We start from the raw sequence: 13,606 nt of genomic DNA on the forward strand, positions 1-13,606 counted from the left end.
TGTAACGGAAACGGAGAGATATTCTCAGTCCGTCCGGTGCCGCAAGGGCCGGGCGGATTTGCGCCAGCCCGTTTGGTCAGGATGCATGCTTATCAAGTGAGGCGAACCAGCCGTCCGAAATTGCGAACGGTTGTGATTGCTACACCGGCCAGCAGACCGAAGATCAATCCGGCTATCACGATCAGCTTGCGTGACGGACCGGATGGATCGAGTGGCGCGCGTGCTTGTGAAAGCACGCGGATATTGGTCGTCGTGATACCTTCCTGCTCTTCTGTTTCGCGCACACGGAGCAGGAAAGCCTCATAGACAGAGCGAAGCGTTTCTGCTTCGCGTTCGAGTTCACGCAGCTTTACCCGGTCGGCATTGCTGTTGGCCTGCCGTGACTTGAGTTGCGCCAGCCGGGCGGAGAGATCTTTTTCCTGCTGGGTGGAGCGCTCCACCTCGACCCGCAATGACGAACGAACACGGCGCAGTTCGGCGTCTATATCATTGAGAAGCGTCTGCTTTTGCGATTGCAGCTGCACAAATTGCGGATGACGCGGTCCAAGCCGGGTGGACATGCCGTTGACGGCCTGATTGGCTGCGGCATATTGCGTACGCAGGGCGGTCAGCGTATTGGAGCGCAGGTCTTCCGGCAGGGTGCCGGCAACGACGTTGTCCGTCGTGGCGGAGTTGAGCACCTGAACCCGCGCCTGAAGGCGCATGGTTTCGGCGCGCTGGTTGGTCAACTGATCATTAAGGCGCGTCAGGTCGTTATCACGGATCAGCTTGCCATCCACATTGACAAGATCATGCGTGGCGCGAAAATCGGCTGCTGCTTTCTCGGCCTGTTCGACGCCGGAGCGCATATCGGTCAGCCGCTGCGCCAGTTCGTCCGAATTGCGGCGCGCCGCGTCCGAATTAATCGAATCGAGTTCGGACTGGAACACCTTGCTAATGGTATTAGCGAGGGAGGCGGACTTTTCCGGGTCGCGGGTCTTGACCGAGATCGAATAGATGAAGGTCTTGGCGTCGCGCCCGATCGAAAGGCTCTTGTGTAGATTATAGAGGACGCGGGTTTCCAGCACTTCGCCGTCTGCGGCTGTTTGCGGCTTCAACAGGCCTTGCACCTGTGCGACCAGCCCGGCAATGCCAACCGGCGCCAGGCTTCCGTTGAATTCGGGGTCTTTCGTCAGATCGACCCGATCAATGACCTTGAGCAGAACGCTGCTGGAATCGATCATACGCGCCTGACTTTCGGCAATTGCCAGCGATGCATCGGTTGGCAGCGGCCCCGGTGTCAAATCGGTGCCGACAGTCTTGATACTGCGTGGATCGACAAGAATATCAGTGGTTGCCTGATACATTTGCGGCAATGACAATGCGTAAAGTACTGCCGCAATCCCGCCAAGCAATGTGGTGGCGATCAACAGTTTGCGTGAACCTCTCACGACATCGAACACCACATACGGGTCTATCAGGGGCTTCCATTCGCTCGCCGTATCCTCGCGTTTCGTGGGCATGGGGCTGTCATGCCTGTCCCGCATGGCTTCCAGCTGCGGTGCGGCATCATCGGTATCCTGCCGGGGCAGGGGATGTCCCTGTTCCTCTAGCTTGCGTTCCAGTTCCGCCTTGACCGAAGCCATGCGCCGGCGAAGTTCCAGCACCTCGTTATCTTCTCGCGGCGGCTGGGTGTCTTCGTGGCGATGAAAAAATTCAGCACGTTCCTGCGGAGTCGCGGGCGGTGTCCATGGCGGCGTGATGGGATTCGGCTTGTTATGAGTTGCGCCGGCTTGCGCGCGGCCAGTTTCAGGCGCGTTCGAAAATGCAAGAAGAGGCTTGTCGTCCCTCCCTTTACTGCGCATGTTTTCGCCACTCATCGTCAAAGCTGTCCGTAATTGGAAGATCTTCTATTTTTACGAGTATAGTTTTTTATGCAGAACAAATGGTTAAAATATGCCGTGATAATTGGAACGATGCTTTTAATTAAATCTTTTTGGCTAGCTTTTCGTTTTCAGCCATGAAACATGGCGCTTCAGGCGACAGGCAAGATGAAACGAGGCTCTCCCGGTGATAGCGAAGGCACTTCAGAAACTGGCTGGCGACAAGGCCGGGGTGCTGCATGATTATCTTTCGCTGATCTCCGGATCGGTGGGTCGGCTGGTCGTTTCATTGGTCTATTTCATCGCGCTAGCCAATACGCTGCCTACGAGCGATTTCGGCATTTTCGCCACGGCTTCCGGGGCGGGCGTCGTCCTGTCGCGCCTCGTCTCACTGGGTTTCACTTCGCCGCTTTACCGGATTGCGACCGTCAAGCCGCGCCTGCTGGGCACTTATACGGCGGGTTATCTCAGTGCAATCGTGCTGTCCTTGCCGCTTCTGGCGCTGGGATCATGGCTGGTTTATTTCGCTTTTTTCCGCCGCGATATTTCCTTTCTGCCCTTCGCTATAGTCGCGGTGGCGGCGGAGGCATTGCTCTGGCGTTCCGCAGAGGTCGTGATCATTGTCAATAACGGCCTGCGCCGGTTTGGCATTGCCGCCGGACTGGTGGTTTTCGGAACGCTGACGCGAGCCGTGGCGGCGGTTCTGTTCATGTGGCTGGCCACAGCCCACGACATTGCGCATTGGGCGTGGTGGTATGCGGCAGCCAATGCCGTGGCGCTGCTTGTTTGCTTGCGCTTTTATCCGCGCGTGAGATTGCGGTTCGAACCACGTCTTTATCTGCGGCGCATTTCCGATTCTATCGCGGTGACAGGCGCGGAGCTGCTTTTCTATATCCAGAGCGAACTCGACAAACTGCTGGTGCTCGGTATTGGAGGTCCGACCAATGCAGGTCTTTATGCAATCATCATGCGCCTTGTGGATCTGACGGCTCTGCCGGTCCGCTCCTTCAATATGATGCTGGTGCAAAAGCTTATGCGCACCCCCGATATGTTGGGGTCGCTGCGCATGCGTGCCGGGCTGGAGTTTTTGGTCTTCACCGTCTCGGTGGCCGGTCTGGGCGCGATGATAATTTTTCTGGAGTTTTTCCCCAATGCGCTCGGATCGAATGTTGCGGTCATCGTCGGATTGCTGCCATTGGTGTTGCTTGTGCCGGGATTGCGCAATCTGATCGAATATCAGACAGAAATTCTTTATGCGCGCGGCCAGTCGGGCCTGCGGACGTTGAGCATGGTTCTGATGGCGGCCGCCAAGGCGTTTTTTGTCTGGCTTTTGCTGCTTTACTATGGCGAGAGCAACGATTGGTTACTGGGCCTCAATCTTGTTTTTGCGGGCCTTTATCTTCTTTCCATGGTTTTCACCTATACCAGCATCAAACTGCCCGCAAAGCGTATCTGAAAACTGTTCAGGCGCCGATTATGCGGCGTATATCGTCGACCGAAATGTCGAGGAATGACTGTATGCCGATTGCAACCTGCTGGGGTGCGAGTTCGGCAATGAAGGTGCGGAATTCATCTTCGGTGGGCGGCGGGGCGAACCATTGCACACGGCACAGATCAGTCGTGTCATGGAAATGACCGGTGCCGTTCAGTACATCATCGACATAGCGCCCATAAAGCATGCATTCGGAAAAACGGCGCATTTTGCCCAGTGCGGCAGCCCAATGCATGCCATTCTTCTGCTCGATGAGATCACACATGCTCAAAATCGTATCCCGGCGCCAACCGATCAGCGTGCCAATATAATCATTAAGCGTGTTGCTGCTGGTTTCGACGCCGAGGAGTTTGGTGGTATTGGCTGACCAGCCTAGATGTTCTGGCCATTGGGGGTTGGCCAGTGCGCCGGGACGAACAAGAAGACGCAAGCGGTCTTCCTGCCATAGTGAATTGCAGTTGTATGGGCGTACGAAGGCCACGTCGGAATCGACATAGAAGAAAGCATCATCTTGCGCATAGCGAGCGATGGCGATGCGGCGCAACTGTTGCACATGCCAGCCGCGTAACGGTTTCGTTTTCAATGACAGCCATATACGGCGTCGGCCCCATGTGGTTGGATCGGGGAAAACATGCAGCCACGAAGGCAGCAATTCCCGTTCATCCACGATGATGCGGCGAGGCCCCGCAAGTTGGCGGAAAAGTGCAACATCACGCGGCTCCACAAGAATATAGTGGTTCGTGAAGCCGCTGACATGCTCGTCTATCGTTTCGCATAACAGCTTGCAGCGCTCGAAATCCTGGTTGTAGCTTGCGGTAACGATAGCGGTTTTCAACGTTTTTCCCCTGACAGCCGATGTCTGGCGACGCGCCAGAGAAACAATGGATTGCCGACAAGATAGCGTTTCATTAAACGTTTAGGCTCTAGCAACAGACGGTATGCCCATTCCATCCGCATGTTGCGAATCCATTGCGGTGCGCGTTCGACGCGTCCTGACTGGAAGTCGAGCAGCGCTCCGACTGCACTGGCAATCGTGCAGTGCCGGGCCGTGATATGCTGATCGATGAACAGTTCCTGCCGTGGGGCGCCCATGGCGACCAGCAGGATATCCGGGTGAAACTCCGTGAGACGCTCCAGAATGCCGGCAACCTCGTCGGGTTTGAAATAACCGTCCGAGACAACGCGATAATCATGCTGCGGAGACTGTGTTCTGAAAGCGGCCAGCGCTTCCTCCGGCACGCCGGATTTCCCGCCCAGCAGAGCGACCCGCAATGGCCGCTGAATATGTTGCAACAGGCCGGGGATGAAGTCTGTGCCGTTGAGATTGGCCGGAAATTTCGCGCCATAGGCAGCTTTGCTGGCAATATCGACACCGATGCCGTCGGGGAGGATCAGGAAGTTTTCCAATTTGGTCTTAAAAGCATGATCCGTATAGGTGATATTGGCGATATGGGCGTTGAGCCAGCCCTGTTTGAGGAATCTGCGCTCATCGATGCATTTTTCGAAAAATGCAAAAGCGCTGTCCCAGTCAAAACAGGCAACCCGAACGCCTAGAATATTTCGATATGTGATTTTTTCGACCAAACTATCCATCACGCCTCCGCCGTTTTCCCGATCTTTGCCTGGAGCGCGCCCAAGCCTCTGGAGATGGCATGATCCATACCCGCTATTTGCGAGTGTGTGAAAGCCCTGCCATCCAGCCTCTGATCGTCGCCGCCACGGATCGTTTCGATCCGTTGTTCAATGGCGGTAGCGAAATCCGCAGGCTTGTCGGCAATGGTGCAATTTGCCGGAATATTGGATATGCCCCGAACCGAATGGGCGGTAGCGACACTTGGCATGCCAAGTTCAAACGTCTCGATTGTCTTGAGCTGCACGCCGGTTCCCGCACGGCTGATGAGCGGCACCAGCCTGCCGCATTCCACGAAGGCGGTCGCATCAGGTACTTTGCCGACAAAATTGACGCCGGGCCATGTACTCATGAGATCGGCTGGCGTGTTACCCGCTATGGCTATCGAAATATCTTGTGGCAGCAGAGGCTTTACCTCGCGTAGGAACCATTCAAGGCCGATACGGTTGGGATGCCATGTCCATGTGCCGATAAGCGCGAGATCATATTTGGCCCCCTGTGGCCTTGATGCCGGTGCACCGTTCGGCATGACAAGCGGTACGGTCGCAAAGCGGCTGCTGTCGAGACCGAGCGCCGGGCCATCATCTTCGGCGAAGGTGAAGACGAAACGTGCCTGCGCGCAGAGCCTGTTTTCGAGCCTGCGCAATATATGCGCCTCGCGGCGAAACAGCAGCTTCTGCACGATGTTTTTCGCGTCCCGCGCGTTTTCCTCGGCAGAACGATGTTCGACATTATGAGCGACGAAGAGCGACGGCTTATCCCTGAAAACCTCCTCAAAAGCTCCGGGAAGCGTCACGCCATTGAGGACATAGGCGTCGAAATCGCCAAATCCGGCGATCGCCTCGCGCAGTTCGAGCACGTTGATAATGCGCAGTTTCGCCGACGATACGGTGAGCCCTGTCAGGAAAGATTTGAGGACCCAGCCGATCTTGCGCCCGATGCTCGCACCCTCTGTGCGCACTTCGACTTCGCCAAGAACCACCGTATCCTTGTCGCTTGCCGCCTGGTGATCGGGCCAAGTGAAGCCGATGACGGTAACGCGCGCGCCTGCACGGCGTAAACCATCGATCACGGCGGCATTGGCTACCTCGTAACCGGTCGATGCAACTGCATGGGGTACAAGCGATGTCACAAAGACAAGGTGTAAAGGCTGCAATTGATTTCCTGACAGTGAAATAGAATCGTTGTTATGCATCCTTACAGCCATGCGGTGAACTTTTCTTTAAACGTTTATATATACGGCCAATATTAGTATCTGAATATGCTCTCTGAAATAATCCGGAACGTCGATGTCAGAATTACCCAGCCATATTGAAGTAATTTCTAAAACACCAGATCTTCATTATGAAGATATCGAAGTCGTGGTGTCGCTTCCGACTTTTCGCAGACCAGAACATCTGCTGCGTACGCTTGACACTTTGAATGCGCAGATAACCGGGCGGCGCTTTGCCGTGGTCGTCATTGAAAACGAGGCTGAAAAGCGCGAAGGGGCTGAAGTTGCAGCACCACTTTTTGAAGCGGGCAAATACTCAGGCATGCTGATTGTCGAAACCAAGCGCGGCAATTGCCATGCCTATAATGCGGGCTGGCTGACTGCGATGACATATTTTCCGAATTTCAAATATGTCATCGTTATTGATGACGATGAGCTGGCCGACCCTGTATGGATCGAGAATATGGTTTCCACGGCCGAGCGCTATGATGTCAGCCTAGTTGGCGGTCCGCAATGCCCGATCTTTGAAAAGCCCGGCGCCGAAAAATGGGCGAACCACCCGGTATTTCAGCCGCATTACACCAGGACAGGCGTGGTTCCGATTATTTATTCGTCGGGCAATCTTCTGATTGCGCGCCCGGTTCTCGAAGCGATAGGCTTTCCTTTCATGGAGTTGAAATTCAACTTCACCGGTGGCGGAGATACCGATTTTATCAGCCGTTCCAAGGCGAAGGGCTTCAAGATCGCGTGGTGCGCAGAAGGCATTGTGCGTGAAACGGTACCCGCACGCAGGCTGGAGCGTGACTGGATCACCGCGCGTGGTTTACGCAATGGTATGCTTTCGACCCTGATCGAACAGCGCAAGCGCAAGGACGAGCCTTTCGGCCAGATCCGCGTCTTTTTGAAAAGCTTGGCGCTGCTGGCCTGTTCTCCGATCAAGGCTGTGAGAAAAGGATTTGCTGCGGGTTCCTTTCCTGTCGGCATCTATTTTATCCATATCGGGCTGGGGCGCGTCATGGCGCATTTTGGATATCTGAATGAGCAATACCGCAATCCGGATAAAAACTGACACCGGTCGGACCGGCTCTGCGAACGTGACGCGGCGGCAGATTGCGCTCGTCGTCGCAACGGTCATTCTTTGCATCCTGCTGATTTCTTTTCGCCCGTTCGCTCCGCAGGCTCCAACCGATACGCAACAGTCGGGCGATATGGTGAACCAGCTTGGCTTCGGTCTTGTCGGAGTGATTGCGCTGGCCACGCTCGCGATGCTGACGGACCCGCGCAAAATCCTGCAAATGATCAGTCCGGGATGGGTTTTGATGTTTGGGTTCTTGCTGGCATCGGCTTTTGTCAGTCCTGACCCGTCTGTCGCTATACGTGGCGTCATGCTCACCCTGATTGGCGTCCTGGCGATTTTTGCCGTTCTTGCCTTGCCGCAGGATGGCGATAGTTATTCGATGATGCTGCTTGTCACGGCGGCAATCGTCATCATTGTGTCTTATGCAGGCGTGCTTCTGCTGCCCAATCTTGGCACGCATGGGTTCGATGCGGTGGAGCCGCTGAATTCGTTTTTATGGCGAGGTCTTTTCACACACAAGAATATCGCCGGGCCTATCATGGCCGCGTTTGCATTTGTGGGTGTTTATCTGTGGCGGCGCGGCTGGTGCATCAGCGGCGCGCTCATTGCGCTGTCAGCGTTGTTTTTCGTGGCGCAGACCGGATCAAAAACAACGGCGGCACTGGTCCCCTTCGCAATGCTTCTGGTGATCGGGCCGGGGATTTTCGGCCTTCGCTCTCTCGCTCCCTTGATGATATTCACTATTCAGGTGCTGTTCGCTTTGTTTACGATAGGCACAGTACTGTTCGAGCCGCTTCATCAGATCGTGTTGCAGCTTGATGTCGACCCGACTTTCACCGGCCGCACGTCGATCTGGGCTTTCGCTATCGAGGCGTTGCAAAGCCGTCCATGGACTGGCTTCGGTTATGAAAGTTTCTGGAGCACGAGCTTGGCCAAGGAGGCCGCGAACCCCTATTATCTGGACTGGGATGTGCGGGGCATTGTGCATGGCCATAATGGCTATCTCGATATCGCCGTCTCGATGGGTATCCCGGCTTTGATTTGTGCGATTGCCGTTATCATCGTGATGCCGCTTGTTAATTATACGCGGTGTAGGCCGGTGCGGGAGAATTTGCTGCTTGCCGATTTCTTCCTGATGTTCATGTTTTTCGGCACGCTGAATGCGATGCTGGAAAGTTTTTTCTTCCGCCGCATGGATCCAGTTTGGCTCATGCTCGTTTTTGCAGCTTTCGGCCTACGGCTGACGGCCAGAGCGGCTATCCCGAAGCGGTCTGTCCACTAGAGCGGTTCCTGTTCGAGCCAATCTATTTGTTTGTTTTACGCATTATCCTTACGCAAAACCGTTTCACACTTTTGCTGGAAATGCTCTAATCGGAGTTCACGCATGAATATCGCGATTGTTGGCACGGGCTTTGTCGCTGATTATTACATGACGACTTTGCGCAATTATCCGCAATTGCGTTTGCTGGGCGCATTCGATCGCTCAGTGGACCGGCTCAGGGTGTTTTCTACCCATTACGGTGTGCGTGCCTATGAAAGCTTCGAGGCTGTTCTGGCCGATGCCGATGTCGGGATCGTCGTCAACCTGACGACGCCGGAAAGCCATTTTGAGATTTCGCGCGCGGCACTTGCGGCTGGCAAGCATGTCTATTCGGAAAAGCCTCTTGCGATGGATTTCCCTGATGCAAAGGTGTTGGTCGATCTGGCGCAGCAATCAGGGCTGACGCTTGCCGCAGCCCCCGCCAACGGATTGAGCGACGCGCAGAAGCTGGTTTCGGGTGCGTTGACGCATATCGGCACTCCGCGTCTCGTCTATGCCGAGATGGAAGATGGCCCGGTTTTTCGCGATAAATGGGCAACATGGCGTTCGCAATCGGGTGCGCCATGGCCCGGATTGCATGAATTCGAGATCGGCTGCACGCTGGAACATGCAGGCTATGCGCTTTCATGGCTGGTTTCGCTCTTTGGCCCGATTGAAAGCGTGACGGCATTTTCCGCCATTACCTTTCAGGATAAGGGGCCGGGAACCGAGCATATCAGGATGGCCCCGGATTTCTCGGTCGGCTGCCTGCGCTTCAAGTCGGGATTGGTCGCAAGGCTCACATCGGGGCTTGCCATGCCGCGCGACCGCAGCCTGACTATCGTGGCCGACAAGGGTTCGCTCACTGTTGATGATCTTTGGGACAACCGTTCGGCGGTGCGCCTGGACAAGGCAAGCGACGGAAAATCCTTTGCCTCGCGCCTGTTTGGCCGCCTGGAAACGCGGCTTGGCAAAGTTTTGTCCTGGAAGCCGGCAATCGGAAAAAAGCTTTCCTATCCGGCGACAGACAAGGCCAGTTTGCCTTCCTACCCCTCACAGATTGACTTCATGCGCGGAGTTGCCGATCAAGCACGCGCCATAGAACGGGGCGAGACAGCATTCTTTTCCGGCCCCGTCGCCCTGCATATAACGGAAGCCGCCCTTGCATTGAACAATGCGGATGAAAACGCCGCACCCTATCGGATGCAAAGCAGTTTTTAACCTGCGTTTGCGGACGGCTGGCCAAGCACGGTGCCAATGATATCGGCAACCGCAGCGCTGTGCGCAAGCGGCATGACCGGACTTGAAATTTCACCGCGCAATACGGCGTCCCGCACGGCCTCAGCCTGAAAATGAAGCCCGTTGCCAGCAAAAGCATAATGTTCGACCGTGCGGCCGGGCAGCGGCAGACGATTGAGGATTTTACCCATCAAGCCGCCAGTGCTTTTGGGGCCGAGCGGCGAATGCTGCGCCTTGCCGGAAAAGATGGTCAGTCTCTGTGCTTTCAGAAACGGCGCATGCAGCAAGATCGCGCCGTCGGTGCCTTCTATCAGCATCTGATTTTTGCCGTCGCGATCAAAGCCGCAGGAAAGCCGGGCCTTGGCATGGGAATATGCCAGCTCGATTTCGGTTCGCATATCGACGCCGCTTGTGGCGCGCTGCCAGCGACCAGCGGCTGTATCGGGCAGGCCAAGAAAATGCAGCGCCAGCGAGACAGGGTAAACGCCAAGGTCGAAGGCGGCGCCTCCACCGAGTGCGGGATCAAAGAAGCGGCTCTGCGGTTCTTCAGCGCGGAAATAGGACAGGTCCGCTTCTATGTGCCTGACCTCCCCGATCCGCCCCGCCTCGATATGCTGTTTGGCAGCGGTGACAGTAGGCAGAAAGCGGCTCCACATCGCTTCCATAGCGAAGACATTATGTGTTTTGCTTGCTATCGCAACCTGGTTTGCGCCATTTGCTTCAAGCGTTAGCGGCTTTTCGGTCAAACATGGCTTGCCAGCCTCAATTGCGTGCAAGCTCTGCGAAACATGCATGGCATTGGGCGTGGCGATATAGACTGCATCTACATCGCCGTCGCTCAGAAAAGATTCGGGATCGCTGAAAGCCTTTTGCGCGCCAAGCCGCTGTCGGAAATTTTCTGCTGTTGCAAGCGAGCGCGAGCAGACCGCGCTTAGGCACATGTTTTCGCTGGCCTGAATATCGGAGGCGAAAGCATTGGCGATTGCGCCCGTACCCCAGATGCCCCAGCGAAATTTCTTATTATTGGTCATTACCTGTTTTACCCTCTACGCCCATTCATCCTGCGAAGCTTGTATAGCCTATGCTTCTCGCCATTCGAACAGACTTAATCTACTTTGAATAGTCAGGGTAAATGAGCCAGAGACCGGGAATTCTGGCTCATTCACGGGATTTTCACTGCGGGGACCTATCCAAATTGCGCCATTTGCCCTAGACCGTCTACAACAGGATGCAGACTGTACGAACTGCTGCCTAAAGCGCGATTATGATCGCTGCGTGAGTTCGGTCTGCCAGCTCTTTTATTTCTGTATGACAGGGTCGAAAAATGGAAAAAGCGGATATCGGAATGGTCGGACTTGGCGTGATGGGTTCAAACCTTGCGCTCAACATTGCCGAGAAAGGCTACAAGGTAGCCGTTTATGATCGTGATGAGCCTGTTCTGAAAGCTTTTATTGAAAATGCTGGCGCGCTTCGCGACCGCATTATCCCTTGCCCAACCTTTGAAGACCTCGCGGCCAATATTCGCGCGCCACGCCCGATCATTTTCCTCATCAAGGCCGGAGCGCCGGTCGACGCGGAAACTGCGCGCCTCAAGCCTTTGCTTGAGAAGGGTGACATCATGATCGATGCGGGCAATTCCGATTATCGAGACACAATGCGCCGTCTCAAGACGCTCGGCCCCAATGATCCGACTTTTGTCGGCATGGGTGTTTCGGGCGGTGCGGAAGGTGCGCGCCATGGCCCGTCGATGATGGTCGGCGGTACGCAGGAAGCCTATGACCGCATCGCGCCGATCCTGCTGGCTGCGGCTGCAAAATATAAGGGCGAGCCCTGCTGCGCATTGGTCGGCCCCGATGGTGCAGGCCATTTCGTCAAGACCATCCATAATGGCATCGAATATGCCGACATGCAGATGATCGCCGAAATCTATGGTATTTTGCGCGATGGCCTTGGCCTGTCCGCCCCTGCAATCGGCGACGTCTTTGAGAAATGGAATGCTGGTCCGCTCAACTCCTATCTGATCGAGATTACGGCGAAAGTACTCAAGGCGACCGATCCCGATACCGGCAAGGCGATGGTCGATATGATCCTCGATGAAGCCGGACAGAAGGGCACTGGCCGCTGGGCTGCAATCGAAGCACAGATGCTCGGCGTCCCGGCAACGGGCATCGAAGCCGCTGTCGCAGCGCGCTCGATTTCGTCGCTCAAGAGCGACCGACAGGCTGCCGAGAAGGCATATAAGCCCACCCCACGCACTCTCGACATCACCGATCAGCCAAGTTTTCTTGCCGATCTGGAACAGGGGCTTCTGGCAGGCAAGATCGCAGCCTATGCGCAGGGTTTCGCGATCATGGCGGGGGCATCAAAGGAACATGGCTGGAATATTCCACTTGCAACCACCGCCCGTATCTGGCGCGAGGGCTGCATCATCCGCTCGCAATTCCTCGATGATATTGCACGCGCCTTTGAAGGGCAGGAGATCGAAAACCTGCTGCTGGTGCCCGCTTTTGTCGACCGCATGAGCACGGCTTCAAAGGGACTGCGCAAGATCGTGGCACAGGCGGCACTGGCTGGCCTGCCACTGCCTGCTCTTGGTTCGGCGCTAAGCTATTTCGACAGCTTCACCCAATCGCTGGGTACGGCCAATGTCATTCAGGGCCAGCGGGATTTCTTCGGTTCCCACGGCTTCAAGCGCACCGACAGGGAAGGCGACTTCCACGGCCCCTGGAACTAATCCATCAGCACCAGCAGATCATGCGATGCAAAATGCACCGTCACCTTGTCGCCGCGCTGCGGCGGCGGCTGGGTCGGGTCGTTGAAGGCGTCGAATGAAAGCCGGTTCTTGCCCAGCGCCACGCGGGTGCGAATGACCGAGCCGAGGAAATGCACATCCTCGATGGTCGCATCCAGCGCCGTATCGTGGCTCCTGCGTGCTTCAAGGCTGACCGCTTCGGGGCGCAGCGCTAGCGTCAGCGGCTTGCCCTTGGGATATTGCCCAAGTTCTTCATGAACCTTGATACTATATCCATCGAGCTCGATGCTGTTTTGCCCCGGCTCGCTGACGGCGGCTTCGAGCATGTTGAGCGTTCCGACAAAAGACGCGACGAAACGTGAGGCCGGGCGGTTGTAAATGTCGAAAGGCGTCCCGATCTGGTCGGCACGGCCTTCATGCATCACGACAACACGGTCGGAAATCGACAGGGCTTCTTCCTGATCATGGGTCACAAAAACCGTGGTGATGCCCAGCTTTTGCTGAATGGCGCGGATTTCCTGACGCAGCGAAATGCGAATCTTGGCATCGAGGGCCGATAGCGGCTCATCGAGCAGAAGCACCTGCGGCTTGGTGGCCAGCGCGCGGGCCAGAGCCACGCGCTGCTGCTGCCCGCCAGACATCTGATAGGGATAGCGGTCTTCGAGATGCTCCAGCCGGATGAGGCTGAGCATTTCCTTGACGGTGGCGTCAATTTCCGCCTTCGGCTTGCCGGAAACGCGCAGGCCGAACGAGACGTTCTGCGCCACCGTCATATTGGGGAACAGCGCATAGGCCTGAAATACCATGCCGATATTGCGCTGGTTGGGCTTGAGATCGACAATATTCTTGCCGTCGATCTCGATTGCGCCGCTATCGGGCGTCTCAAAACCGGCAATCATGCGCAAGACGGTGGTCTTGCCGCAACCCGAAGGCCCGAGAAAGGAGACGAATTCACCCTTCTCGACGGCGAGATCGAAATCGTGGACGACGGTATTTGCGCCGAAGCTCTTTTTCAGGTTCCTGAGATTAAGAAAAGCCAT

Annotated in this window: 11 protein-coding genes; 5 read left to right on the forward strand and 6 right to left on the reverse strand. The window is 55.9% G+C overall.

What is annotated here, in order from left to right; genetic code table 11:
• Positions 1-92: 92 nt before the first annotated feature.
• The gene (locus KUG47_RS12430) at positions 93-1,859 is read right to left on the reverse strand and encodes a GumC family protein (protein ID WP_217678294.1); all 1,767 of its coding nucleotides are present in this window, start codon (positions 1,857-1,859) and stop codon (positions 93-95) included.
• 190 nt (positions 1,860-2,049) lie between these two features.
• On the opposite strand from KUG47_RS12430, the gene KUG47_RS12435 reads away from it, so the two are divergent.
• Positions 2,050-3,318, forward strand: a complete 1,269-nt coding sequence (locus KUG47_RS12435) for a lipopolysaccharide biosynthesis protein (RefSeq protein ID WP_217678295.1) — start codon at positions 2,050-2,052, stop codon at positions 3,316-3,318.
• A gap of 7 nt (positions 3,319-3,325) precedes the next feature.
• Here KUG47_RS12435 and KUG47_RS12440 read toward each other — a convergent pair whose 3' ends face one another.
• The 3 genes from KUG47_RS12440 to KUG47_RS12450 are packed head-to-tail and all read right to left on the reverse strand — an operon-like array spanning position 3,326 to position 6,140.
• Positions 3,326-4,189 (reverse strand): DUF6492 family protein, encoded by an 864-nt coding sequence (locus tag KUG47_RS12440; RefSeq protein ID WP_217678296.1) that lies wholly within the window; start codon positions 4,187-4,189, stop codon positions 3,326-3,328.
• On the reverse strand, positions 4,186-4,947 hold the full coding sequence (locus KUG47_RS12445) for a WecB/TagA/CpsF family glycosyltransferase (RefSeq protein ID WP_217678297.1): 762 nt from the start codon (positions 4,945-4,947) through the stop codon (positions 4,186-4,188). Before KUG47_RS12445 ends, KUG47_RS12440 begins: the two co-directional genes overlap by 4 nt.
• Positions 4,947-6,140, reverse strand: coding sequence for a glycosyltransferase (locus KUG47_RS12450; RefSeq protein WP_217678298.1), 1,194 nt, complete (start codon positions 6,138-6,140; stop codon positions 4,947-4,949). Before KUG47_RS12450 ends, KUG47_RS12445 begins: the two co-directional genes overlap by 1 nt.
• 133 nt (positions 6,141-6,273) lie before the next feature.
• On the opposite strand from KUG47_RS12450, the gene KUG47_RS12455 reads away from it, so the two are divergent.
• The 3 genes from KUG47_RS12455 to KUG47_RS12465 all read left to right on the forward strand — a co-directional run bounded on the left by KUG47_RS12455 (position 6,274) and on the right by KUG47_RS12465 (position 9,796).
• Positions 6,274-7,266: a glycosyltransferase family 2 protein gene (locus tag KUG47_RS12455; protein ID WP_217678299.1), complete on the forward strand. Its 993-nt coding sequence runs from the start codon at positions 6,274-6,276 to the stop codon at positions 7,264-7,266.
• On the forward strand, positions 7,235-8,557 hold the full coding sequence (locus tag KUG47_RS12460; RefSeq protein WP_217678300.1) for an O-antigen ligase family protein: 1,323 nt from the start codon (positions 7,235-7,237) through the stop codon (positions 8,555-8,557). Before KUG47_RS12455 ends, KUG47_RS12460 begins: the two co-directional genes overlap by 32 nt.
• Before the next feature lie 102 nt (positions 8,558-8,659).
• Positions 8,660-9,796: a Gfo/Idh/MocA family protein gene (locus KUG47_RS12465; RefSeq protein ID WP_217678301.1), complete on the forward strand. Its 1,137-nt coding sequence runs from the start codon at positions 8,660-8,662 to the stop codon at positions 9,794-9,796.
• Here KUG47_RS12465 and KUG47_RS12470 read toward each other — a convergent pair.
• Positions 9,793-10,845: a Gfo/Idh/MocA family protein gene (locus tag KUG47_RS12470; protein ID WP_217678302.1), complete on the reverse strand. Its 1,053-nt coding sequence runs from the start codon at positions 10,843-10,845 to the stop codon at positions 9,793-9,795. The genes KUG47_RS12465 and KUG47_RS12470 overlap by 4 nt on opposite strands.
• 293 nt (positions 10,846-11,138) lie before the next feature.
• Here KUG47_RS12470 and gndA point away from each other — a divergent pair, with 293 nt between their 5' ends.
• Positions 11,139-12,548, forward strand: a complete 1,410-nt coding sequence (gene gndA, locus KUG47_RS12475; RefSeq protein WP_217678303.1) for an NADP-dependent phosphogluconate dehydrogenase — start codon at positions 11,139-11,141, stop codon at positions 12,546-12,548.
• Here the strand turns inward: gndA and KUG47_RS12480 are convergent.
• Entirely contained in the window at positions 12,545-13,606 is a 1,062-nt protein-coding gene (locus KUG47_RS12480; protein ID WP_217678304.1) for an ABC transporter ATP-binding protein, read from the reverse strand. The two genes, gndA and KUG47_RS12480, sit on opposite strands and share 4 nt — an antisense overlap.

The organism is Falsochrobactrum tianjinense, from assembly GCF_019100495.1.
GTDB classification, from domain to species: Bacteria; Pseudomonadota; Alphaproteobacteria; order Rhizobiales; family Rhizobiaceae; genus Brucella; species Brucella tianjinense.

Coding starts and splice junctions, on each gene's coding strand:
- KUG47_RS12430 (WP_217678294.1), bottom strand. CDS start 1,859: ATGAGTGGCGAAAACATGCGCAGTAAAGGGAGGGACGACAAGCCTCTT.
- gndA (WP_217678303.1), top strand. CDS start 11,139: ATGGAAAAAGCGGATATCGGAATGGTCGGACTTGGCGTGATGGGTTCA.
- KUG47_RS12460 (WP_217678300.1), top strand. CDS start 7,235: ATGAGCAATACCGCAATCCGGATAAAAACTGACACCGGTCGGACCGGC.
- KUG47_RS12455 (WP_217678299.1), top strand. CDS start 6,274: ATGTCAGAATTACCCAGCCATATTGAAGTAATTTCTAAAACACCAGAT.
- KUG47_RS12470 (WP_217678302.1), bottom strand. CDS start 10,845: ATGACCAATAATAAGAAATTTCGCTGGGGCATCTGGGGTACGGGCGCA.
- KUG47_RS12445 (WP_217678297.1), bottom strand. CDS start 4,947: ATGGATAGTTTGGTCGAAAAAATCACATATCGAAATATTCTAGGCGTT.
- KUG47_RS12465 (WP_217678301.1), top strand. CDS start 8,660: ATGAATATCGCGATTGTTGGCACGGGCTTTGTCGCTGATTATTACATG.
- KUG47_RS12480 (WP_217678304.1), bottom strand. CDS start 13,606: ATGGCTTTTCTTAATCTCAGGAACCTGAAAAAGAGCTTCGGCGCAAAT.